Origin of the sequence: Corynebacterium sp. c3Ub_189 (assembly GCF_039907195.1) — a bacterium.
Taxonomy (GTDB): Bacteria; Actinomycetota; Actinomycetes; order Mycobacteriales; family Mycobacteriaceae; genus Corynebacterium.
On sequence record NZ_JASBOF010000005.1, the window covers coordinates 96,061 to 119,956 of the forward strand.

Below are 23,896 nucleotides of genomic sequence, written 5' to 3' on the forward strand. Positions count from 1 at the left end.
GTCCTTTCTTAAGGGGTGCGAGTTTCGCTCTGCTACCAATATTAGTACGATAAAACCCGTGCAAAATAATAGCGTGGCGCATCGCCTCATTTTCCTCGCTTTCGCAGGCCTATCGCTGCTGGTAGGCCTGGCTGCGGGCGCCACCCTATTGGGGTTGACCGCCACACCTGGCGCGTCTTTCGCCGCCGACCACGGACCGCTCATGGTCTTCGGTTTCGTGGGCGGAGCCATTGGCCTTGAGCGCACCGTTGCCGTGCGCACCTCCTGGGCATGGGCCGGGCCCGTGTGCCACGTTGCCGGCGTGTTGGGTATTCTCGCCGGCCTGCCGCGGGCGGTTCCCGCAGTGGGTTTTGCCGCCAGCTTCCTTGTCCTTGGCTTCATTTACGCCACCATCTATCGCCGTCAGGCGAGCCTTGCGATCTTGGTGCAGGCAGCTGGTGTAATCGGGGGAGTAGCAGCCGCCGCCCTATGGGCCATGGGTCCGGGGTTCACCGCGGCGATGCCGTTGTGCGTCCTCTACGCCGTGGCCACCATCATCGGCGAGCGCATGGAACTAGCGCGCGTCACCATGGTCGGAACCCGCGCCGAGAATCACCTCACCCTCCTGGTCCTAGGGCTGGCGGCGGTCAGCGTCATCTACGTGCTTGCCCCTGCGGTGGGCTATCGCGCCATGGGCTTGGCGCTCATCGCCATCGCTGCGGCCACCGCGCGGGTAGACGTGGCCAAGAATCTGGTGCGCTCGCACGGCCTGCCGCGCTACTCGGCGGCGTGCATGTTGGCCGGCTACGGCTGGCTCGCCCTCGGCGGTTACCTCTGGCTGCTATACGGACAGTCCACCGGCTTTGCCTATGATGCCTCCGTGCACGCCATCTTCTTGGGCTTTGTCATGTCCATGATTTTTGCGCACGCTCCAATCATCTTTACCTCCGTTATCCGCCGCCGATTGCCGTATCACCCGGTGCTCTATGTGCCGGTGGCGCTCTTACATGGCGGCCTCGCGTTGCGCATCCTTGCCGATTGCGCCGAGCACACCACTGTCCTCCACACCGGCGGGGTGGTTACGATATTCGCAGTGTTAATTTTTCTCGCCTGCGGCATTGCCTTGACTGCGAAGGAGGCGCGACGTGCGCATTCATGACGTATCCCTGGCCGCGCGCGGCCGCTGGCATACCCTGAGCGCCGCCATTATCGGCTTGTGGATTTTTACCGGTCTCGGCCTGCTCATTGCCGCATCCTTGGGCGCTCCTGTGGTGTGGTGGGATATCATCCATCCCTTCACCATTGGTGCGCTGACCACGGCAATCATCGTCTTTTCCACTCACTTCACCGAGGCCTTGACCCGGACTGCGGGCGGGGACTATCGGGGCGTCGGCAGTCGCGTGGGCCTAGTGCAGCTCGGGCTTATCTTGCTGCTCATTGATAGGGCGGGGTATGACTGGGGCCCGCTTGCCGACGCCGCCTCTGCCCTCATCATCGCCGCCCTCACCTGGCACCTGTGGTTCGTTGCGCGGCGCCTTCGCGGCTCACTGTCTGGTTCTTTTGCCGTGACCGTGCCCTTTTATATCGCGGCGGCTGTGTTCATGATTGCCTCCGTGGTGCTTGTCATCCTCAGCGGTAATGGGGTAGGCGAGTACTCCCTCCTCGTCGGTGCCCACTCGCGCGGCATGGTCTGGGGCTTCGCGTGGCTTACCGTCATCGGCACGGTGGTTACGTTGCTCCCCACGCTATCGGCCACGGCGATTTCGCCCACCGCTCGCGCGCGGTGTACTCGCGCGCTCATCGTGCACTGCGTTGGCTTGTCCTTGGCGATGGCGCTGTACGCGGTGGGCCTTACCCGCGCCGCAGGCGTGGCCCAACTGCTCGTGGTCCTGGCGGCGGTGCTCATCATCCAGCCGGTGCTTGCCACCGTCATGGGGCGTTCGCCGCGGCTGACCACCGCCACCGTTGCCGTCATCGCCGGCCTGCTGTGGATGCTGGCGCTGTGCGGAGGCGATGCCATTTCCGCAGCGGTAGGCGCCTACCCGCGCACCATTACCCTGATTTTGCTACCCGCCTTTCTCGGTGCCGGCCTCTTGCAGTTGGTCACCGGTGTCCTTCACCACTTGCTTCCTATTCTTACCGGCGCACGCCCTGATACCACCGAGCGCACCGGCTACGCCCGCCTGCTGCTCATCAACGTGGGCGGACTGCTGACATTGCTGGGCGCTACCGTGGCCGGGCTTATCATGATGGGGATAGGCCTTGCCGCCAACGTTATCGCCGTCGGCCGAGCCATCTACCTTAAGAAAAGACTGGAGAGTTAAATGCTGAGCGTTTCTTCCTCACAACCTGCGGACAAACCCGCACCCAAAGATTCCTCCTGGGCCTCATGGCTGCTCATCGGCATCGCGCTGGCGGCGGTCATCGCGCTCGCGGTGGTTAATTCAACCGGCAAGGGTACGGAGTCTGCGGCACCTGTAGCTTCCGGTGAAACGCAGACCATTGACGTCAGCGTAGACGGCATGGCATTTTCTCCCTCTTCCGTGGACATCGACCCCGGCACGCATCTAGTAGTCAATTTCACCAACTCCGGCGACCAAGTCCATGACTTAAAGATTGGCGACGCCGAAACCGGCCGCGTCGACCCCGGCGAGACCGTCCAACTCGACGCCGGAGTCATCGACTCCTCCGAGGAAGGCTATTGCACCATCGCTGGCCACAAGATGCAGGGCATGACCTTCCAGGTCAACGTGGGAGACGGCGCCGCTGCAGGACATGACCATGCGGTGTCTTCTGCTAGCAACCCGCACGTAGACGTGCCAACCGCCGCCGAACTCGGCGCACAACGCGACGATTTTTCCGCCTTCGACGCCTCTTTGCAGCCGGCCGCTGAGACGAAGACGCACAAAGAGACCTGGACGATGACCGAGGAAGTCGTGGAGGTCGCCCCTGGCATCAAGCAGATGCGTTGGCTCTTCAACGGCCAAGCCCCGGGGCCCACCCTGCGTGGCAAGGTGGGCGATAAGTTCGAAATCACCATCAAGAACGAGGGCTCCATGGCCCACTCCATTGACTTCCACGCCGGCGAGGTCAACCCAGATAAGACCATGAAATCCATCCAGCCGGGCGAAGAATTGACCTACAAGTTCACCGCGAACCGCTCCGGCATCTGGATGTATCACTGCTCCACGATGCCCATGTCCCTTCACATCGCCAACGGCATGGCCGGCAATGTCATCATCGATCCGCCGAACCTCAAGCCCGTTGACGCGGAGTATAACTTCATGGCTACCGATGTCTTCCTGGGCGAGGAATCCACCGGCGCCGACGCCCAGCGCGTTGCCGACGGTCGTTTCGACCTGATGGCCTTCAATTACTACCCTGGCCAATATGACGCAGAGCCCATCAAAGCCAAGGTAGGCGATACCGTCCGCCTGTGGTTGACCAATTTAGGCCCCGACCAGCCGCTGAGCTTCCACGTTGTGGGCGAGCAATTCGATACCGCCTACAAGGAAGGCGCCTACCTCATCAAGAATGAGGACTCGACCGGCTCGCAAGCTCTGGACCTCCTCCCGGCGCAAGGAGGATTCGTCGAGATGACCTTCAACGAGCCCGGTACTTATTCCTTTGTCAATCACATCATGACTAACGCGGAGAAGGGCCAGCACGGCAAGTTCATCGTCACCGAGTAGTCCTCCCGCGGTTCGGCTCCTCTCGCCGCTCGACCCCGCCCTTCGCGCTCACCAGCGACCGTTCGTGGTCACATTTGGTGCCCACCGTGAGCGCGAAGGGCGGGTTTGTGCATTCGTCCACCCCTCGCGCTCACGGAGGCGGCGATTTCGAGCTTGCTGCGGCTCTCAGTGAGCGCGAAGGGAGGGGAGGCCGAGACTTCTTCCCTTGGCGCTCAGGTGGGGTAGGTCAGCGGCTGCCGGTGAGCGCGAAGGGCGGTGTGGGGAGTGAACGCAGGAAGCTCGCGCAGCTCCGAACGGGTGTCGTAGTCGCGTTCGGCGCCGGTGCCGGGAATCTCGATGAAGTCGGCGCCATGGATGAGGCGACGGACGGAGACGTTCCGAGCCGTAGGAAGGGAATCGAGCTGAGCTTGGAGCGCGGGAGCGCGCCAGAGGGAACACAGCGGCTGGAGGTAGCCGTCGGCGGCGCGGGTGAGTACGGCATCGGCCGTGGAGGAGGCGAGGGTCGAGCGCAGACGGGGAAGCAGTAGCGGCGAATCGGGGGCATCCACGGCGAACAGGGCGAGCTCGGAGCAGTGGGATAACGCCTGGGCACCGGCCGCGATGCCGGCGACAGGACCACCGTAGAGCGGTGACTCGCACACCTGGGGCACGCCGAGGCGATGCGGGGAGACAACCACGGTCGGGGTGCCGTAGGGAAGCTGGGCGAGCAGACGGTCGATAAAGCGCGTGCCGTGGACAAAAAGGGAGGCCTTATCGGCGCCGCCCATGCGCCTGCCGTGGCCGCCGGCGAGGATGACCGCGCCGAGCATTAGGACTCCGGGAGGGTGCGGGACCAGTCCCCGGAGCGGCCGCCGGATTTCGCCACGATTGCGCAGCGGCGGATATACGCGGAGCGGTCCACGCCCTTGACCATGTCGATGATGGCGAGTGCGGAAACGTTCACGGCCGTCAGAGCCTCCATTTCCACGCCGGTGCGGTCGGCGGTGCGGACGGTGGCGGAGATGGACACGTGGTCGTCGGCAAGCGTGAGCTCGACTGCGCAGCCGTGTACGCCGATGGTGTGTGCCAAGGGAAGTAGCTCGGGGACCTTCTTGGCAGCCGAAATGCCGGCGATGCGGGCAACTGCGAGGACATCGCCCTTGGGCACGGTGCCATCGCGCAAGGCGGTCATGACTTCCGGGGAACAGGCTACCTCGCCCTCAGCGGTGGCGGTGCGCACCGTGGGCTGCTTCTCGGTGACGTCGACCATGTAGGCGGCGCCGTCAGAGTTCAGGTGGGTAAATTCCATGGTTACTCCTTAATACAGATAAACGGTGATGTCCTCGCCCATGGCCGGCGGCGCGGAGTCAATGAGGCAATAGCCATTGGTGCCGGCCAGCGACACGATGCGGTGACTGCCGTGGGGCAGGTGCGAGGTGATGGCGGGCCCTGCCTGAAAGTCTACGGTGACGGGAACAATGGTCGGCCGTCCGCGGGAGGCGGGAAGGCGCGAATCCACCCGGGCGCGCAGGTTGACCCGTTGGCGTGGCGCGGGGTGTCCGGACAGTGCGGCGATAAGTGGCCGGGCATACAGCTGAAAATCGACGAAGGCCGCTACGGGGTTGCCGGGCAAGCATAGCACCGGGGTGTCATTCCACAGCGAGTAGCCCTGCGGGGCACCCGGGCGCTGATCGACGTGCCCGAACCACGCGGAATCCGTGCGCCCGAGTACGGTGTGGACGACGTCGAAGGCGCCGGCGGATACTCCACCTGAAGTGATGATGAGGTCGTGGGAGGGGGCTAGCTCATCTAGCGCAGAGGCGAGGTCCGCAGGGGCATCACCCACGTGGACGTGTGCGTCTGCACCTGCAAGGGCAGCGAGCATCGGGCCATTGGAATCCGGCAGCTGGCCGGGGGCGAGCTGCGCTGGGGAAGAGACGAGTTCTTCGCCGGAAGAAACGACCGCGATGCGCGGGCGGCGGAAGATCGAGACGGAATACACGCCGGCGGAGGTGAGCGCGGCAATGCCGGCGGCATCGATAAGCGTGCCGGCGGTGGCGACTGGCGCGCCAGGCTGGATGTCCTCGCCGGGGGGACGGATATGCGACTTGGCGGGGGCCTCCGTGATGGTGACCTCGTCCGGAAGTGCTACGGGGCCGGCCGGGGTGGTGGTGTTTTCGACTGGGACGACGAGCATCCCTGCGGTATCGGCCACGGGGGCGCCGGTCATGATGCGGACGGCGTGGCCGGTGGGTACATCGATGGGAGCCGCGCCGGCTGGTACATCGCCGGCGACGCGGAGGGTCCATGGTGCGGAGGAGGAAAGATCCGCGGCATGGACGAGGAAGCCATCCATCGCCGAATTGGCATGGGGCGGCACGGGGAAGCGCGCGGTGGCGTCGGCGGCGAGGACGTGGCCGCTGAGGGAGGCGTCGACGGGCGCGGACTCGGCCGGTGGGGTGGAAGCCAGCGCGAGTACGGCGTCGAGGTGCGCGGAGATGCTGCGGGGCGTGGACATAAGACTCAGGTTAGCCGCCAATGGCGGACATCGGACGGTCTGGTTGGAGAAAGCCCTCGTCATCAATGCCGTGACCGGGCTTTTTGGTCCACATTTCCCCCGCCCAAGCCTCCATGATCTCTGCATCGCTCGCGCCGGAGCGCAGCAGGTCTCGCAGTGGGGTTTCGGAATTGCCAAAGAGGCAATTGCGAATGGCGCCGTCGGTAGTAAGGCGGGTGCGGTCGCAATCGCCGCAGAAGGGGTGGGTGACCGAGGCAATGATACCCAGCGTGCCGTGCGTGCCATCCGGGGCGCTGACCTCCCATAAGGCGGCGGGGGCGGAACCGCGTGGTTCGCGTGCCGGCGTCATGGAAAAGTGGGTGCGCAGTCGGGCGAGGATATCCTCGGCCGTGATCATGTCCTCGCGGCGCCACTGTTCGCGGGGCCCGAGCGGCATCTGCTCGATGAAGCGGAGCTGGGCGCCGTGGTGGACGGCATAGTCCGCCAGTGGAACGATGTCTTCTTCGTTGACCCCGGGCATGACCACGGCGTTGATCTTGATGGGATGCAGGCCCGCGGCATCCGCGGCGGCGATGGCCTGCAACACGTGGTCGAGCCGGTCGCGGCGGGTGAGCGCGGCGTAGCGCTTGCGGTCGATGGTGTCGAGCGAGATATTGATGCGGTCGAGCCCGGCCGTGGCGAGGGCGCCGGCGCGCTTTTCCAGGCCAAGCCCGTTGGTGGTCAGCGCGGTGGATGGGGAGCGGCCTTGGTCGGTGCGCAGCTGTTTGGTCGCGGCAATAATCTTCTCCAGCGACTTGCGCAGCAGGGGCTCGCCGCCGGTAAAGCGCACTTGGCGGATGCCCAGCTTGCCGACGCCTATCCGGATCAGCCGGATGGTTTCCTCATCGCTCAAGGTTTGCTCTGTGGGCATCCACTCCAAACCTTCGGCCGGCATGCAATAGGTGCAGCGCAGGTTGCAGCGATCCGTCAGCGAGACGCGCAGGTCGCGGGCTTGGCGTCCATAGCGATCCAGCAGTGCGCGCGTGCCATCAGCGGCCGGTGCAGGCAGATCCGCCGGCGGTTTCGCACGGCCCACGGTAGGCAGGGGCAGGGAAACCACGGGCTGCTGGGAGGAAGAGGTCATTGGTGCCAGTCTAAGAGAGGGGACGAGGTACACCAAGCTGCAACGGCGACTGACGCGAATTTATTCCTAGTTTTCCCGGCTTAAATCGGCGGCGTTGGTGGCATCGAGGCGCTGGGATTCGCCTGGGCCCTTGAGCCGGATGATGTTGTACTCGCCCTCTGCCAGGTGGGCGCGCAAATCTTTCTTATCGAACTTGCCCACGGAGGTCTTATCGATGGACTTTACAAAGGTCCAATACTCTGGCAGCATCCAGCTCGGCAGTTCCTTGCGCATGCTGGCGCGCAGGCGTTCTGCGGTCTCGATGGTGGGCGAGGCGCCCTCGGCCAATACTGTGACGGCGAGTGGGCGCTCGACCCATTGCTTATCGGGGTAGCCAATCACGGCGGCCTCGACGACAAGCTCGTCAGACATGATGAGGTTTTCTAGTTGGACGGAATAGATCCATTCGCCGCCGGAGCGAATGACATCGCGGGCGCGGTCCTCCACGGTAAGGAAGCCGTCCTTGGTAACAGAGCCGACGTCGCCAGTGCGCAGCCAGCCATCGGCGGTGAACTTATCCTCCGCGGCCTCGACTTGCTTGCCGCGGAATTCGGAGGCGATTTCGCCCGGCTCAGCGGTGGGCGAGTGGTAGTAGGAACCGGTGACCAGGTTGCCGCGTACCTGCAGCTCGCCGGCATTGCGGTCGGTGCGAGCGACGACTTGGCCGTCGTTGACCACGCGGTATTCCAGTGAGGCGGGGATGCGGCCTTGGGATACGCGGTAGGCCCAGCGGGTATCGCCGGAGGCGCCCTGGGGCGGGCGGGCAACGCTGCCCACGGTGGAGGTTTCCACCATGCCCCACACGTGGACCACATCGACGCCGTAGCGCTCCTCCCACATCTTGATCAGCATCGGCGGGACGGGGGAGCCGCCGGCGTAAATCTCGGTGAGCGTCATGCGCTCTGGTGGATGGTGCATGTAGTGGACAAAGAGCTGAATCCAGATGGTGGGCACGCCGTGAGCCACGCGCGGAGAGGTAGCGGCGATGGCTTTGGCTAGGGTGGGGGCGGACACATCGGCGTCGGGAAGCACCAGCGGGGTGCCCGTCATGAAACAGGTGAAGGGAACGCCCCAGCTGAGCACGTGGCAGATAGGAATGCAGCACAGGAAGGTCTCGCCGTGGGTAATGCACAGCGAGTCTGAGGAACGCAGCTGCATGGCCTCCAAATAGAGAGACCGGTGTGAATACAGCACTCCCTTGGGCGCGCCCGTGGTGCCCGTGGAATAGCACAGCGCCGCGGCCGTGCGCTCATCTAGTTCGGGCCAGTCATAGACGGTAGAGCGGCCGTCGATAAGCGCCTCATAGGAATACACCTCAACCCCGCGGGGGAAAAGGTGAGCAAACTGCTGCGCTGGTTGGGCGCCGGTGATGATGACGCTTCCCACGGAGTCGGTGCCCACGAGCACTTTGCCCAGCTGCTGCGCCAAGCGGGGATCGCACACGATGGCGGAGATTTCCGCATGGTTAATAATGTGGCGGATCTGGTCATTCATCAGCTGCTTATTCAGCGGGGCAAAAATCGCGCCCTTGCAGGCGGTGCCGAACATTACCTCCAAGTGCTCGGCGCAATTCCACATAAAGCTGCCCACGCGCTCATCGCTGGTGATGCCCAATTCATCGTGAATGGCGTGGGCGAACGCGGCGGCGCGGGCAGCGATATCGCGGAAGGTAACTTCCTCGGCCGGATCGAATTCTGAGCCGGTGCCCTCACCGTGCCAGGTGGTAACCGTGGTGTCCCCGTGTACCGAGGCACCGTATTCCAAAATGCGGGTCAGGGAGAGGGGGATATCCATCATCGTGGAAAGCATGCCTCTACTGTAGCGGTGTCATGGTGCGGGCGTTGCTCCCTATGCGTTATACTTGTTCGCGACTGGTAGGAAACCGGAAAATTTTAGCTCCCCTTTCCTATGCATTCGGGCCCAGAGAAGTAGTTTTGCCCGCAGTCGTTTCTTGATTTCTTCCGGTTCGTGCACTCGCTGTGCGAAGTCTCCACAAGGACACGGAAGAGGCCTCATACTTATTGCCCGGCAGGACGCGCATGCGCCTTGGCACGAGGGCGAGAAGTCCTAGAAAAATACACATTGGCTTCCAGTGCAACGCCGCGAGCATAGGCTGCGGCGGCTCCCGCATAATCGGACCTGGTCAAGCAACGAAAGGATATCCGTGAGCGAAACGGACAACACCGCAGCACAGGATCTTGCATCCCTGAAGCTGCCGGAATTGCGCAAAATGGCCGCAGAGCGCGGCCTACGTGGTGTCTCTGCCCTGCGCAAGGGGGATCTCATCACCGCCATCAAGACCGGACAGGTTCCGCCTAAGGCCAAGGCCAAGGTGGAAAAGGCCGTTCAGGTAGAAAAGGCGGAGAAGCCTGAGAAAGCAGATAAGCCGCGCAAAAAGGCGCAGGAAGATGCGCCGCAGAAGGCGGAAAAGCAGGAAGAATCCGGCGAGAAGCAGGATAACCGCCAGCAGGGCTCTGGCGAGGAGCAGCGCTATGAGTCGCGCTCCCAGGCCCGCCGCGCTCGCCGCAACCGCGCCCGCCGCCAAGAGCGTCAGGAGCGTCAGGAACGGCAAGAGCGTGAGGAGCGTAACCGCAACGAGGAGCAGGGCGGCACTAAGGACAACCGCGACAATAACTCCCAGGACGGCTCCGATAATCAGGGCGAGAAGAATGACCGTGGCGATAATAAGCAGCGCGGCAACCGCCACGAGGACAACAATAACCACGAGCGCGGCAATCGCCGTGGGCGCCGCAACCGCCGCAACCGCCGCGGCCGCGGAAATAATAATGACAATAATGGCGGCAATGATTTGCAGGTCCGCGAGGGCGATGAGCTGCAGGCCGTCGGCGGCATCTTGGACGTCGTAGACAATAATGTCGCCTTCCTGCGCACCACCGGTTATCGCGCCGCGGCTTCCGACGTCTTTGTGAACAACGGCATCGTCCGCCGCCTAGGCCTGCGCTCTGGTGACGCCATTACCGGTCAGGTCAAGGTCTCCGGCCCGACGCATACGCACGGCAATGGCCGCAACCGCCGCAAGTACAACCAGCTGGTACAGGTCGATACCGTCAACGGCATCGATCCGGAAGGCGCAAAGCAGCGCCCGCACTTTAATAAGCTGACCCCGCTGTACCCGAATAAGCGCCTGCGTTTGGAAACGGATCCGAAGATCCTCACCACCCGCGTCATTGACCTCATCATGCCGATTGGTAAAGGCCAGCGCGCGCTTATCGTCTCCCCGCCAAAGGCCGGCAAGACGACGATTCTGCAGAATATCGCCAACGCGATTTCTACCAATAACCCGGAGTGCTACCTCATGGTCGTTCTCGTAGACGAGCGCCCTGAGGAAGTTACGGACATGCAGCGCTCCGTTAACGGTGAGGTTATTGCCTCCACCTTTGACCGCCCGCCATCAGAGCACACTTCCGTGGCGGAGCTGGCTATCGAGCGCGCCAAGCGCCTAGTGGAGCAGGGCAAGGACGTCGTGGTCCTGCTGGATTCCATTACCCGCTTGGGCCGCGCCTATAACAATTCCTCCCCGGCTTCTGGCCGCATTCTCTCCGGCGGTGTGGACTCCAATGCGCTCTACCCGCCAAAGCGCTTCCTGGGTGCCGCCCGCAATATCGAAGAGGGCGGTTCGCTGACGATTATCGCCACCGCCATGGTGGAGACCGGCTCTACCGGCGATACCGTCATCTTCGAGGAATTCAAGGGCACGGGCAACGCCGAGCTGAAGCTGGACCGTGGCATCTCTGAGCGCCGCGTCTTCCCAGCCGTGGACGTTAACCCGTCCGGTACTCGTAAGGATGAGCTGCTGCTCGTACCAGAGGAAGCACGCATCATGACCAAGCTGCGTCGCATCCTCTCCGCCCTGGATTCCCACCAGGCCATTGACCTGCTCATTAAGCAGCTGAAGAAGACCCGCTCCAATGGCGAGTTCTTGATGCAGGTGGCCTCCTCGGCCCCGATGGCTGCGGATAAGGATGAAGAAGATTATGTCTAATCAGGTTTCGCTCGTTGATGACATCGTGTCCGAGTACCAGGGCATTGAGATGCAGATGGCCGATCCGGAAGTTGCCGGCGACCAGAAGCAATTCCGCAAGCTTTCCAAGCGCTACGCGGAGTTGCGCCCCATCATCATGGTCAATGATGAGCTGACCCAGGCGCGCGAGGATCTCGCTGATGCCAAGGAGATGGCCTACGAGGACCATGACTTCCAGGAGGAAGCAGACCGCCTAGAAAAGTCCGTGGAGAACTTGGAAGAAAAGCTCGCTGACCTGCTCGCGCCGCGCGATGAGCAGGATTCCGAGGACATCATTATGGAAATCAAGGCCGGCGCGGGCGGCGAAGAAGCAGCTCTCTTTGCCGGCGACTTGGCCCGCATGTATGAGCGCTATGCGGATAAGACGGGCTTTAATTGGGAGGTCTTGGGCCTCAATGAGTCCGATCTCGGCGGCGTGAAGGATATGACCATTTCCTTCCGCTCCAAGTCCCCGTCGCGCGATGGTGCATGGTCCGTATTCAAATTTGAAGGCGGCGTGCACCGTGTGCAGCGCGTTCCGGTTACCGAATCCCAGGGCCGCATTCAGACCTCTGCCGCCGGCGTGCTGGTCTACCCGGAGCCGGAAGAGGTCGAGTCTGTCAATATCGATGACAAGGATATTCGCGTTGATGTTTACCGTTCCTCCGGTAAGGGCGGTCAGGGCGTGAACACCACCGACTCCGCGGTGCGTATTACCCACCTGCCCACCGGGCTTATCGTGACCTGCCAGAAGGAGCGTTCCCAGATTCAAAACAAGGCGCGTGCGCTGCAGGTTCTGCAGGCCCGCCTGGATCAGATGGAGCGCGAGGCCCGCGAGGCCGAGGCCGGCGAGCAGCGCGCCTCCCAGGTGCGCACCATGGACCGCTCCGAGCGCATCCGCACCTATAACTGGCCGGAAAACCGCATCACGGATCACCGCATTGGTTATAAGGCCAATAACTTGGACTCTGTGTTGAATGGCGACATGCATGACCTTATTAAGGCCCTGCAGGACCAAGAGCGTGCCGAGCGCCTCGAGGCCGAGGGTTAAACCAGCGTGGATAACACGTATGGGCAGGCGCTGCGCCGCGGGGTGCAGCGCCTTCGTGCTGCCGGGGTGGCCAGCCCTGAATGGGATGCACGCATCATGGCCGCGCACCTCATCCACTGCGGCCACATGGATATCCCGCTCGATCAGGCTCCTATGCCCGGCTTCGACGTGGCCTTTGATGCGCTGCTTCGCCGCCGGGAGGACCGCGAGCCTTTGCAGTACGTACTAGGCAGCGCCTGGTTCGGCCCGCTGGAGCTCAAGGTGGGCCCGGGCGTGTTCATCCCGCGGCCGGAAACCGAGGTTATGGCGGACTGGGCGGTGCGCAATGCGGAAGGCCCGCGGCTGGTTGATCTGTGCACCGGCACAGGCGCGTTGGCGCTCTACCTACACCACTATCTGCCTGACGCCCAGGTGAAGGCAGTGGAGCTTGCCGACGCCGCCCTGGCCTACACCCAAGCCAATACCCGTAACACCGGGGTAGAGGTCACCCAAGCCGACGCCACGGCCGACGATACTTTGGCGGAATGGAACGGGACCGTGGACCTCCTCGTGACCAACCCGCCCTATGTGCCAGAGACCTCGGATCTTGAACCGGAGGTCTATCATGACCCGCATAACGCGGTCTTTGCCGGTACGGATGGGATGGGGGTCATCACCGGCCTTATCCCGACCATTGCGCGCCTTGTGCGCCCAGGCGGCAAGTTAGCCATCGAACACGACGATTCCACGAGCGAGGCCGTACAAGCCGCATTGGTCCGCCACGGCGGCTTTGAACAGATCGCCCCGCTGCAGGATCTGACGGGAACGCCCCGCTTTGTCACTGCGGTACGCGGAGTAGACTAAGACACCAGTGAGGGCAAGAAGGGGAAAAGAATATGCAAGGAAAGATTTTTAACTGCGCCGATGATGCCGAGCGCGAAGAGGGCATGAACATTGCGGTCAAGGCTGCGCAATCCGGCCGCCTTGTGGTGATGCCCACCGATACGCTCTACGGCCTCGGTTGCGATGCCTTTGATAATGATGCCGTAGCCAACCTCCTGGCCACCAAGCAGCGCGGCCCGGATATGCCGGTGCCAGTTTTGGTGGGGTCCTGGGATACCGTTCGCGGTCTGGTTGCTTCCTATACCGATACCGCGCGCGACTTGGTTGAGGCCTTCTGGCCCGGTGGCCTGTCCATCGTCGTTCCGCAAGCGCCGTCTCTGCCGTGGAACCTCGGCGATACCCGCGGCACCGTGATGCTGCGCATGCCTTTGCATCCCATCGCCATTGAGCTGCTGCGCGAGGTCGGCCCCATGGCTGTCTCCTCCGCCAATATTTCTGGTCACCAGCCGCCGACCACGGCGCTCATGGCCAAGCAGCAGCTTGGTAAAGCCGTGACGGTTTACTTGGATGGGGGAGAGACGGCCGTCGGCAAGCCCTCGACCATCATTGATCTCTCCGGCGAGCGCCCGTATCTGCTGCGAGAAGGGGCACTCTCGGCCGAGGAAATCGGCGAGGTCATTGGCGTCGACGCGCAGACCCTGCGTACCCGCCCACAGGCTTAAGGGAGGAATGCGCGTGAGCGGCAGTGGTGTACCGCTGCGCGAGCTGGCCCTCGTCATCCTCGTCGCAGCAGCATTTACGTATCTCACCACCGGCGTGGTGCGCTCCTTTTTGGTGCGCACCGGCCGCGTGGCGGAGATTCGCCTGCGCGACGCCCACACGCAGCCCACCCCGCGCATGGGTGGGGTGGCCATGTTTATCGGCTTCGCGGCGGCGATATTCCTCGCAGCCCAGCTTCCAGCCTTGACTCGGGGTTTTATGCCCGTCACTCCGGAGATGAATGCGGTGCTCTGGGCGGCCCTGGCGCTAGTGCTTGTCGGAGTGGTCGATGACTTGGTGGAGCTGAGTGCCATAGTGAAGCTGTTTGGACAGCTCTTTGCGGCCACCTTGATGAGCGGGCTGGGCCTTACCTGGACCCTGCTTTTCATCCCTTTTGGCGGCGGCACCACGGTCGTCCTCGACCAATTGCAAAGCACCCTGCTCACCGCTTTCTTTACCGTTCTGCTCATCAATGCCATCAACTTTGTCGACGGCCTCGATGGCCTAGCGGCAGGCCTTGGCATGATTGCGGGCGGGGCAATTCTGGTGTTTTCTTTGACCGTTCTCCATGACCAAGGCGGTGCGGTCTCGGCATACCCACCGGCCATCATCAGCGCAGCCCTGGTGGGAATGTGCGCTGGATTCTTGCCGCATAACTTTGAACCGTCTCGCATCTTCATGGGGGATTCAGGCTCGATGCTTATCGGTCTCTTGCTTGCTGCGGCCTCGACTTCCGCGTCTGGCAAGATCAACATGTCGCTTTACGGCACGGTGGACATTGTCGCCCTGATGTCGCCGATCATCGTTGTGGTCGCAGCGGTGTTCATTCCAGTCCTGGACCTTGTCTGGGCCGTTATTCGTCGACTATCCCAAGGGCGTTCGCCGTTTTCTGCAGATAAGGCGCACATCCATCACCGCCTACTCTCGCTCGGCCATACCCACCGCCGGACCGTGCTGGTCCTTTACCTGTGGGTCTCCGCCGTAGCCTTCGGCGCGGTGTCCTTTTCTATCGTGCCCGCACCCGTGGCCATTGGTGTTACCGTTGTTGCCTTGCTCTTGGCATTCGCGGCAACCCTCGTACCTTTGCGGCAAGGAAAGATTGGCCCAGCTGCGCGAGAGACCGTCGTGGTGAAGGAATCCGAGCCCTCGTGAGGTAGGGTGTGTAGCCGTGAGTGAAGCACAAGCGACTACGCAACCCTCGGAATTTGATGACCACCGCCGTCCCATGCAAAGGGCGGTCAGACTGGGCGGCCTAGCCCTGCTGGTTATCACTGTGGTCTCCTTAGCCGTCTGGGGCGGTATCAGTGGTCTTCCCGGTATTTGGGGAGTCCTGGTGGGCGCCGCTATCGGTGGCGGCTTCGTCTTATTTACCGCCTTGTCGGTTTTGCTGACTGCCAATACCACTCCTGCCAACACCATGGCGGTGGTGCTGGGTGGTTGGCTGCTCAAGGTCATCGTTTTGGTCATGGTGCTTCTCGTAATCCGAGATATGGATTTCTATGACACTTTGGCGCTATTCGTGACCGTCATGCTGGCCCTTTTCGCCACTTTGGGCACAGAGGTATGGGCCGTCGTCACCTCGCGGGTCACGTACGTCTCGTAGCAGGGAAGTGGCCTTTGTTAGGGCCCACCGCTCTTCTGGAAGGAATGGTGGTGGGCCCTTTTGCTCTGTGTGCATGCAATCGTTTCTGTTGTGGTTACCCCCGTCAAGGTGGGGAAATAGGCAGGTGTGATGAACTCCACGTAGCAGGATTTAGGCAGAATGTGGCCTTTTTGTTGTGAATTTGTGGCGGAATTGGGCCCACAGTGGCGAAACTAGGCTTGTTAGTGGCCCCCCACGTGCGAAAACTCTTGATCTAACTGATACGCTTTTCTTCGGGTTACCGCGGGCTAGCACAAAAGCTGGCTTTCGCAGCGGTGAATCCCTGTCTTACGCACGCTGATGTGCGACGGAGTCCGTGTGTGAGGCAGAGAGTTTGAGACGTCCATCGCACCACACGGCCTTCGACAAGCTGTGTGGCCCGAACACGGGAGAGAACGCTGAGCGTTACAACATTGGCCATGAAGGGTAGCTTCCACGCACCCGAACTGGACCCAGAATTTTTCCCGGGGCACGTAACCGATGATGGCGGAGTCGTTGACCTCTGGTTGAGCGATTTTGCCAACGGTTGGTTCGCTTTGGATCGCATCATGCTCGTTCGCCTTCTGATGGCGGCCGTGCTGGTGCTCCTATTTGTTGTCGCCTTCAGGAACCCCAAGTTGGTTCCTAAAGGAATTCAAAACGTAGGCGAGCATGCGATTGACTTCGTGCGAGTTCAGATCGCAGAAGACATCTTGGGCAAGAAGGAAGGGCGTCGCTTCCTTCCACTTTTGGCCTCTATCTTCTTTGCAGTTTTGTTCTGGAACCTCACAACTATTGTGCCGGGTCTGAACATTTCTCCGAACGCCCGTATCGGTATGCCAATCGTCTTGGCAGCTGTTGCGTATATCGCCATGATTTACGCCGGCGCTAAGCGCTATGGCTTTGGCAAGTTCATCAAGTCCTCGGTGGTTATTCCTAACCTGCCGCCGGCCTTGCACATTCTTGTCGTGCCGATTGAGGCTTTCTCTACGTTTGTTATGCGCCCAGTCACCCTGGCTCTTCGTCTTATGGCGAACTTCCTGGCTGGCCACCTCATTTTGGTCCTGTTGTACTCGGCTACGAACTTCTTCTTCTTCCAGTTCAACGCCTGGACCGCAGTGGGTGGCTTGACCCTGGTCGCAGCGGTTCTGTTCACGCTTTACGAGCTTATCGTCATCTTCTTGCAGGCATACATCTTTGCCCTGCTGACGGCGGTATACATCGAATTGTCGTTGCATGCAGATTCGCACTAACAACAACGCGAACCTCGCGGTTAACTAAATACCCCAAAATCAAACCAACACCGCCCCGCAGGACACTCCCGCGGGATATACATTGAAAGGGAACGACTTTCACATGAACGAGATCATCCTGGCTCAGGACGCAGCAACCACCTCCTTCGACGGCCTTCAGTCCCTCGGCTACGGCCTGGCCACCATCGGCCCGGGCCTGGGCATCGGCATCCTCGTTGGCAAGACCGTTGAGGGCATGGCACGCCAGCCTGAGATGGCCGGCCAGCTGCGTACCACCATGTTCCTGGGTATCGCCTTCGTTGAGGCACTTGCCCTCATCGGCCTCGTTGCAGGCTTCCTGTTCTAAAGAACGCTTTACACAAGTAAATCGAACTTTAAGAACGGAGACCCATGAACAACGTCATTTACTACCTTGCAGCAGAAGGAAGTGAGCACCTGCCGCTGGAGAGCGGCAACTCCATCCTCCTGCCCAAGATGTACGACTTAGTCTGGTCAATCATTCCGTTCGCCATCATCTTGCTGATTTTCGCGAAGTTTGTTCTTCCGAAGTACAGCCAGATGCTGCAGGAGCGTGAAGACCGGATCGAGGGCGGCTTGAAGCGTGCCAAGGCCCAGCAGGCCGAGGCTAAGGCTGCTCTGGAAAAGTACAATGCTCAGCTGGCCGATGCCCGTGCAGAGGCAGCCGAGATCCGCGAGCAGGCGCGCGAGCGCGGTAAGCAGATTGAGGCCGAGGCTAAGACCAACGCGGAAGAAGAGTCCCGCCGCATCGTCGCCAATGGCGAGAAGCAGCTGGAGGCCTCCCGCTCGCAGGTTGTTACTGAGCTGCGTTCCGAAATGGGCCAGAACTCCATCAACCTGGCGGAGAAGATTCTGGGCGGCGAGCTTTCCGACGCCTCTAAGAAGTCCTCCACCATTGATGGCTTCTTGTCCGAGCTCGACTCTGTGGCACCGGCCGGAAAGTAGGCAACTATGAAGGCAGCTAGCCGCGAAGCACTCGCAACCTCACAAACCCGCTTGGATGAAATCCTGGCAGGCGATAACAATGTCGCCACCGCCGCGCACGCGGGCCTGGATATCTTCGAGGTTGTCGATGTCTTGGATGCTGACCGCGAATTGCGCGTCGCATTCACCGATATCGCCGCCCCGAGCGAGGCACGCAAGTCCCTGGCGGAGAACCTGTTCGGCTCCAAGATTTCCGATGGCGCATTGCGCATCATCCAGGAAGCTGCGGCCGCACAGTGGTCCACCCCGAAGGACTTTGTCAAGGGATTAGTGTCCCTGGGCCGCCGCGCATTGCTGCGCGGTGCTGAGGCGCAGGGTCAGCTGGGCCAGGTAGAAGACGAGCTCTTCCGCCTGTCTCAGATCCTTGACCGTGAGGGCGAGCTCACCCAGCTGCTTTCCGACCGAACTGCTGATTCCGCCCGCAAGCGCGGATTGCTGGCAAACGTGCTCTACGGCAAGGTCACGATGTTTACTGAGGCCCTCGTGCTTCAGGCCATCTCTCGCCCAGAGCAGAACCCGATCGATGACGTAGCCGCACTGGCCGATACTGCAGCTGATCTGCAGGACCGCACCATTGCGCGCGTTACCGCAGCAGGTGAACTAAACGAAGGCCAGCAAGCAGTACTCGCTGAGAAGCTGGGCAAAATTTATGGTCGTGCGATGTCCATTCACTCTGAGGTTGACACCAGCCTCCTCGGTGGCATGCGCATCCGCGTCGGCGATGAAGTCATTGATGGCTCCACGGCAGGCAAGATTGCCCGCCTGCGTGCCCAGATGGCGTAGCCGAAACGACAGAAACGATTTAAGTAAGTGCTGGAAGATACTACCGAGAGCAGGAAGAACATGGCGGAGCTGACGATCTCCTCCGACGAGATCCGTAGTGCGATTGCGAACTACACCTCGAGCTACTCCGCGGAGGCCTCCCGTGAGGAGGTCGGCGTGGTCATTTCGGCAGCTGACGGTATTGCGCAGGTTTCTGGCCTGCCATCCGTTATGGCGAATGAGCTGCTCGAGTTCCCAGGCGGCGTGATTGGCGTCGCACAGAACCTCGACACCAACTCCATCGGTGTCGTGGTCCTGGGCAACTTCGAGTCCCTCAAGGAGGGCGACGAGGTTAAGAGGACCGGCGAGGTTCTCTCCATCCCAGTGGGCGAGGAATTCCTCGGCCGCGTAATTAACCCATTGGGTCAGCCGATCGACGGCATGGGCCCAATCAACGCTGAAGAGGAGCGCGTCCTCGAGCTGCAGGCACCATCCGTGCTGCAGCGCCAGCCGGTTGAAGAGCCAATGCAGACCGGCATCAAGGCTATCGACGCAATGACCCCGATCGGCCGCGGCCAGCGCCAGCTGGTCATCGGTGACCGTAAGACCGGTAAGACCGCGGTCTGCATCGATACCATTTTGAACCAGAAGGCTAACTGGGAGTCCGGCGACAAGGATAAGCAGGTACGCTGCATCTACGTCGCTATCGGCCAGAAGGGCTCGACCATCGCCGGCGTGCGCCGCACCCTTGAGGAGCACGGCGCACTGGATTACACCACCATCGTGGCCGCACCGGCTTCCGATTCCGCCGGCTTCAAGTGGCTGGCACCGTTCTCCGGTGCAGCGCTGGGTCAGCACTGGATGTACCAGGGCAACCACGTCCTGGTTATCTACGATGATCTGACCAAGCAGGCTGAGGCCTACCGTGCCATTTCCTTGCTGCTGCGCCGTCCACCGGGACGCGAGGCATACCCAGGCGATGTGTTCTACCTGCACTCCCGCCTGCTGGAGCGTGCTGCAAAGCTTTCCGACGACATGGGTGCTGGCTCCATGACCGCCCTGCCGATCATCGAGACCAAGGCAAACGACGTCGGCGCCTTCATTCCGACCAACGTCATTTCCATTACTGACGGCCAGGTCTTCTTGGAGTCTGACCTGTTCAACCAGGGCGTTCGCCCGGCTATTAACGTCGGTGTTTCCGTCTCTCGTGTCGGTGGCGCTGCACAGACCAAGGGCATGAAGAAGGTCGCAGGTAACCTGCGTCTGGACCTGGCTTCTTACCGTGACCTGCAGGCCTTCGCGGCATTCGCATCTGACCTGGATGCTGCTTCCAAGGCTCAGCTGGAGCGCGGTTCCCGTCTGGTCGAGCTGCTGAAGCAGTCCGAGTCCTCCCCGCAGCCGGTGGAGTACCAGATGGTGTCCATCTACCTCGCCGAGGCTGGCATCTTCGACGTCGTTCCCGTTGAAGACGTCCGCCGCTTCGAGGACGAGGTACACGAGTACCTCAACGCCAATACCCCAGAGGTCTTTGAGCAGATTTCCGGCGGCAAGCCGCTGACCGATGAGTCCAAGGACGCATTGGTTGCGGCAGCTAAGGACTTCCAGCCGACCTTCCGCACCTCCGAGGGCCACAACCTGGGCTCCGAGGCGCCGGTAGAGCCTTTGGATGAAAGCGACGTAAAGAACACCGAGCTCAACGTCTCCCGCAAGACGGCTAAGTAGAGTTCAGAACTCAAAACTAACCGTCTAGATTAAAGAAGGGAGGAGAAACGATGGCTAATCTTCGCGAACTACGTGACCGCATCCGGTCCGTTAATTCGACTAAGAAGATCACCAAGGCCCAGGAGCTCATTGCTACCTCGCGCATTACCAAGGCGCAGGCTAGGGTAGAGGCCTCACAGCCGTACGCGGCTGAGATGACCAGCATGATGAACAAGCTGGCTGCAGCCTCTACGTTGGAGCATGACATGCTGCGTGAGCGTGAAGACGGAAACGTCGCCGCCATCCTCGTGGTCACTTCTGACCGCGGTATGTGCGGTGGCTACAACAACAACGTCTTCAAGAAGGCGGCACAGCTGCAAGCTCTCCTGGAAAGCAAGGGCTACGAGGTAGTTCGCTACGTTACCGGTAATAAGGGCATCGGCCACTACAAGTTCCGTGAGGACGAGGTAGTGGGCAGCTGGGGCGGTTTCTCTCAGGATCCAACCTGGGAGGCCACCCACGATGTGCGCCGTCACTTGATTGATGGCTTCATTGCTGGTTCTCACGGCACTACCAAGGGCCGCGACGGCCTGCACGCGCAGGGTGAGGGCGCCGGTGTACGTGGCTTTGACCAGGTGCACGTTGTCTACACCGAGTTTGAGTCCATGCTGACCCAGACCGCGCGTGCTCAGCAGCTGTTGCCAGTTCAGCCGGTTATTCAGGATGAGGAGTATCACCTCGGTGAATCCGCTCTGTCCGACTCCGAGTCTGCGGACGATGTTGCCGCAGGATTCGAGTTCGAGCCAGACGCAGAGACGCTGATGGAAGCGCTGCTTCCGCAGTACGTCTCGCGTATCCTGTTTGCTATGTTCTTGGAAGCTTCTGCTTCCGAGTCCGCTGCACGCCGTACAGCTATGAAGTCTGCTACTGACAACGCAACCGAGATGGTCGAGGACCTCTCTCGCGTGGCTAACCAGGCCCGTCAGGCACAGATTACCCAGGAAATTTCAGAGATCGTCGGTGGCGCTGGCGCGCTATCTGACAGCGCAGAAAGTGACTAGATTATGACTACAGCTCTGCAAGAGCAGAATGCACAGTCTTCGGCAGTCGCCGGTCGTGTCGTGCGCGTCATCGGTCCGGTTGTGGACGTGGAATTCCCACGTGAGGCACTGCCGGCCCTGTACAACGCACTGCACGTCGACATTAAGCTCGAAGCTGTTGCAAAGACCGTCACCCTCGAGGTCGCTCAGCACCTCGGTGACAACCTTGTCCGCACCGTGTCCATGGCACCGACCGACGGCCTTGTCCGCGGTGCCGAGGTCATCGACTCCGGAAAGCCAATTTCCGTGCCGGTCGGCGACGTCGTCAAGGGCCACGTTTTCAACGCCCTCGGTGACTGCCTCGACGAGCCGGGCCTCGGCCGCGATGGTGAGCAGTGGGGCATCCACCGCGAGCCGCCAGCGTTCGACCAGCTCGAGGGTAAGACCGAGATTCTGGAGACCGGCATTAAGGTCATTGACCTGCTGACCCCGTACGTTAAGGGCGGCAAGATTGGCCTCTTTGGCGGCGCAGGTGTGGGTAAGACCGTTCTCATTCAGGAGATGATTACCCGTATCGCCCGTGAGTTCTCCGGTACCTCCGTCTTCGCCGGCGTCGGCGAGCGCACCCGTGAGGGCACCGACCTCTTCCTGGAGATGGAAGAGATGGGCGTGCTGCAAGATACCGCACTTGTCTTCGGCCAGATGGATGAGCCGCCAGGAGTCCGTATGCGCGTGGCTCTGTCCGGTCTGACCATGGCGGAGTACTTCCGCGATGTGCAGAACCAGGACGTGCTGCTGTTCATCGACAACATCTTCCGTTTCACCCAGGCCGGTTCCGAGGTTTCGACCCTGCTGGGCCGTATGCCTTCCGCCGTGGGCTACCAGCCAACCCTGGCTGATGAGATGGGTGTTCTGCAGGAGCGCATTACCTCGACCAAGGGCCGTTCTATTACGTCCCTGCAGGCCGTTTACGTTCCTGCCGATGACTACACCGACCCTGCTCCGGCTACGACGTTCGCTCACTTGGACGCCACCACCGAGCTGGACCGTGCTATTGCTTCCAAGGGTATTTACCCAGCAGTGAACCCGCTGACCTCTACCTCTCGTATCCTCGAGCCAGGTATCGTTGGCGAGAAGCACTACGAGGTTGCACAGCGCGTCATCGGTATTCTGCAGAAGAACAAGGAACTCCAGGACATCATCGCCATCCTTGGTATGGACGAGCTGTCCGAGGAGGACAAGGTCACCGTTCAGCGTGCCCGCCGTATTGAGCGCTTCTTGGGCCAGAACTTCTTCGTCGCACAGAAGTTCACCGGCCTGCCGGGCTCCTACGTGCCGCTGTCTGAGACCATCGATGCCTTCGAGCGCATCTGCGATGGCGAGTTTGACCACTACCCAGAGCAGGCCTTCAACGGCTTGGGTGGCTTGGACGACGTCGAGGCTGCATACAAGAAGTTGAACGAGAAGTAGGGAGAGGCACATGGCTGACATCACCGCCGAATTGGTTTCCGTCGAGCGCCTGCTGTGGTCTGGACAGGCCTCCATGGTCACGGCTGAGACCACCGAGGGTGAGATCGGCGTGCTTCCCGGTCACGAGCCAATGATCGGTCAGTTGATCGATAATGGCGTGGTGACCATCCACCCAGTGGACGGCGAGCGCCGCGTCGCCGCCGTGCAGGGTGGTTTCCTCTCCGTTACCCAGGACAAGATCACCGTCCTCGCTGATTGGGCCATCTGGTCCGATGAGGTGGATGAGGAGAAGGCTCAGAAGGATTTCGCTTCTGAGCACGAGCTCACCAAGTCCCGTGGCGAGGCCGCACAGCGTGCAGTTCGCCGCGCCAAGGCTTAATACCTTGGATTGGTAGGAGAGGGCAGCAATAGCCGCCCTTCCTGCTCTCTTAAGGCGCACCGGTTTATAGCCGGTGCGCCTTCTTCGTTTTTTCTTTGGCTTTTCTTATTGGCGTGGAGGCCCTTCGAGGCGCTACAATCCAAAGAATCAGTTTCTCCACAGAGCGAGGATGGCGTGAAAGGCCCATGAATTCAACGGTGGTTGCAGTGCTTCTGTGGGCCCTTGGAGTGGCCCTGCTGCTAGTTATTTTTCTGGCTGCGCTTCGCTTTTTCACCGTGCGATCGCGCGGTACTTCCGTCCTCCTGCGCCGAGTTCCGGCTAAGAATTCCCTTTCCTGGCGCCATGGTTCGTTGCGTTATGAAGGCGAATTTGTGGAGTATTTCAAGCTCCGTTCTGTCTCTCCGCGCTGCGATCTGCGCATCAACCGCCTCGACATCGAAGTAGTGAGCACCCGCCCGCTTGATGATGACGAGGCTTCTTTTATGTCCGCTGCCACCGAAGTCGTTCGTTTTCGGGCCAAGGGAAGAGAATATGAACTGGCGTCGGACACCCACGGAATCATGGCTTTCGGGGCGTGGGTAGAGGCCGCTCCATCCAAGCGCCAGCAGCGCTTTGACTTCCGGGAACTGCGCGAACGCGCTACCCGTCAATCCAAGCGATAGCTCCACCCGCTAGGGTAGAGAAC

Annotated in this window: 23 protein-coding genes; 18 read left to right on the plus strand and 5 right to left on the minus strand. The window is 61.2% G+C overall.

Features of this window, described 5'->3' with window-relative positions:
• Positions 1–58: 58 nt before the first annotated feature.
• The 3 genes from QKD99_RS03975 to QKD99_RS03985 are packed head-to-tail and all read left to right on the plus strand — an operon-like array spanning position 59 to position 3,671.
• On the plus strand, positions 59–1,138 hold the full coding sequence (locus QKD99_RS03975; protein WP_347950771.1) for a hypothetical protein: 1,080 nt from the start codon (positions 59–61) through the stop codon (positions 1,136–1,138).
• Entirely contained in the window at positions 1,125–2,303 is a 1,179-nt protein-coding gene (locus QKD99_RS03980; RefSeq protein ID WP_347950772.1) for a beta-carotene 15,15'-monooxygenase, read from the plus strand. Before QKD99_RS03975 ends, QKD99_RS03980 begins: the two co-directional genes overlap by 14 nt.
• Complete coding sequence (locus tag QKD99_RS03985) at positions 2,304–3,671, plus strand: multicopper oxidase domain-containing protein (RefSeq protein ID WP_347950773.1); 1,368 nt, start codon at positions 2,304–2,306, stop codon at positions 3,669–3,671.
• A 212-nt stretch (positions 3,672–3,883) separates the two neighbouring features.
• On the opposite strand, the gene QKD99_RS03990 is transcribed toward QKD99_RS03985, so the two are convergent.
• The 5 genes from QKD99_RS03990 to QKD99_RS04010 all read right to left on the minus strand — a co-directional run bounded on the left by QKD99_RS03990 (position 3,884) and on the right by QKD99_RS04010 (position 9,139).
• On the minus strand, positions 3,884–4,480 hold the full coding sequence (locus QKD99_RS03990) for an NTP transferase domain-containing protein (protein ID WP_347950774.1): 597 nt from the start codon (positions 4,478–4,480) through the stop codon (positions 3,884–3,886).
• On the minus strand, positions 4,480–4,959 hold the full coding sequence (gene moaC / locus QKD99_RS03995) for a cyclic pyranopterin monophosphate synthase MoaC (RefSeq protein ID WP_284786657.1): 480 nt from the start codon (positions 4,957–4,959) through the stop codon (positions 4,480–4,482). Before moaC ends, QKD99_RS03990 begins: the two co-directional genes overlap by 1 nt.
• A gap of 9 nt (positions 4,960–4,968) precedes the next feature.
• Complete coding sequence (locus QKD99_RS04000; protein WP_347950775.1) at positions 4,969–6,168, minus strand: molybdopterin molybdotransferase MoeA; 1,200 nt, start codon at positions 6,166–6,168, stop codon at positions 4,969–4,971.
• A gap of 10 nt (positions 6,169–6,178) precedes the next feature.
• Positions 6,179–7,291 (minus strand): GTP 3',8-cyclase MoaA, encoded by a 1,113-nt coding sequence (gene moaA, locus QKD99_RS04005; protein WP_347950776.1) that lies wholly within the window; start codon positions 7,289–7,291, stop codon positions 6,179–6,181.
• A gap of 66 nt (positions 7,292–7,357) precedes the next feature.
• Complete coding sequence (locus QKD99_RS04010; protein WP_284867771.1) at positions 7,358–9,139, minus strand: long-chain fatty-acid--CoA ligase; 1,782 nt, start codon at positions 9,137–9,139, stop codon at positions 7,358–7,360.
• A 355-nt stretch (positions 9,140–9,494) separates the two neighbouring features.
• Between QKD99_RS04010 and rho the strand changes: the two genes are divergently transcribed.
• The 15 genes from rho (at position 9,495) to QKD99_RS04085 (ending at position 23,873) form a co-directional block, all read left to right on the plus strand.
• The gene (gene rho, locus QKD99_RS04015; protein ID WP_347950777.1) at positions 9,495–11,333 is read left to right on the plus strand and encodes a transcription termination factor Rho; all 1,839 of its coding nucleotides are present in this window, start codon (positions 9,495–9,497) and stop codon (positions 11,331–11,333) included.
• A complete protein-coding gene (gene prfA, locus QKD99_RS04020; protein WP_239228092.1) occupies positions 11,326–12,402 on the plus strand; it encodes a peptide chain release factor 1 in 1,077 nt (358 codons plus the stop codon). Before rho ends, prfA begins: the two co-directional genes overlap by 8 nt.
• Positions 12,403–12,408: 6 nt before the next feature.
• Entirely contained in the window at positions 12,409–13,245 is an 837-nt protein-coding gene (prmC, locus tag QKD99_RS04025; protein ID WP_347950778.1) for a peptide chain release factor N(5)-glutamine methyltransferase, read from the plus strand.
• 32 nt (positions 13,246–13,277) lie between these two features.
• The gene (locus QKD99_RS04030; RefSeq protein ID WP_005327639.1) at positions 13,278–13,946 is read left to right on the plus strand and encodes an L-threonylcarbamoyladenylate synthase; all 669 of its coding nucleotides are present in this window, start codon (positions 13,278–13,280) and stop codon (positions 13,944–13,946) included.
• Between the two features lie 13 nt (positions 13,947–13,959).
• Positions 13,960–15,135, plus strand: coding sequence for an MraY family glycosyltransferase (locus QKD99_RS04035; RefSeq protein WP_284867774.1), 1,176 nt, complete (start codon positions 13,960–13,962; stop codon positions 15,133–15,135).
• Positions 15,136–15,208: 73 nt separating this feature from the next.
• On the plus strand, positions 15,209–15,586 hold the full coding sequence (locus QKD99_RS04040) for a hypothetical protein (protein WP_284814003.1): 378 nt from the start codon (positions 15,209–15,211) through the stop codon (positions 15,584–15,586).
• A gap of 458 nt (positions 15,587–16,044) precedes the next feature.
• Positions 16,045–16,857, plus strand: coding sequence for a F0F1 ATP synthase subunit A (atpB, locus tag QKD99_RS04045; RefSeq protein ID WP_049361382.1), 813 nt, complete (start codon positions 16,045–16,047; stop codon positions 16,855–16,857).
• Between the two features lie 103 nt (positions 16,858–16,960).
• Entirely contained in the window at positions 16,961–17,203 is a 243-nt protein-coding gene (locus QKD99_RS04050) for an ATP synthase F0 subunit C (RefSeq protein WP_049361381.1), read from the plus strand.
• A gap of 44 nt (positions 17,204–17,247) precedes the next feature.
• On the plus strand, positions 17,248–17,820 hold the full coding sequence (locus QKD99_RS04055) for a F0F1 ATP synthase subunit B (protein WP_049361380.1): 573 nt from the start codon (positions 17,248–17,250) through the stop codon (positions 17,818–17,820).
• Between the two features lie 6 nt (positions 17,821–17,826).
• The gene (locus QKD99_RS04060) at positions 17,827–18,642 is read left to right on the plus strand and encodes a F0F1 ATP synthase subunit delta (protein WP_347950779.1); all 816 of its coding nucleotides are present in this window, start codon (positions 17,827–17,829) and stop codon (positions 18,640–18,642) included.
• A gap of 60 nt (positions 18,643–18,702) precedes the next feature.
• Entirely contained in the window at positions 18,703–20,343 is a 1,641-nt protein-coding gene (gene atpA, locus QKD99_RS04065; protein WP_023021750.1) for a F0F1 ATP synthase subunit alpha, read from the plus strand.
• Positions 20,344–20,393: 50 nt separating this feature from the next.
• Positions 20,394–21,383 (plus strand): F0F1 ATP synthase subunit gamma, encoded by a 990-nt coding sequence (locus tag QKD99_RS04070; protein ID WP_347950780.1) that lies wholly within the window; start codon positions 20,394–20,396, stop codon positions 21,381–21,383.
• A 3-nt stretch (positions 21,384–21,386) separates the two neighbouring features.
• Positions 21,387–22,832, plus strand: coding sequence for a F0F1 ATP synthase subunit beta (atpD, locus tag QKD99_RS04075; RefSeq protein ID WP_049361377.1), 1,446 nt, complete (start codon positions 21,387–21,389; stop codon positions 22,830–22,832).
• 10 nt (positions 22,833–22,842) lie between these two features.
• Positions 22,843–23,211 (plus strand): F0F1 ATP synthase subunit epsilon, encoded by a 369-nt coding sequence (locus QKD99_RS04080; RefSeq protein ID WP_238801023.1) that lies wholly within the window; start codon positions 22,843–22,845, stop codon positions 23,209–23,211.
• A gap of 185 nt (positions 23,212–23,396) precedes the next feature.
• Complete coding sequence (locus tag QKD99_RS04085) at positions 23,397–23,873, plus strand: DUF2550 domain-containing protein (protein ID WP_347950781.1); 477 nt, start codon at positions 23,397–23,399, stop codon at positions 23,871–23,873.
• The last annotated feature ends 23 nt before the right edge of the window (positions 23,874–23,896 follow it).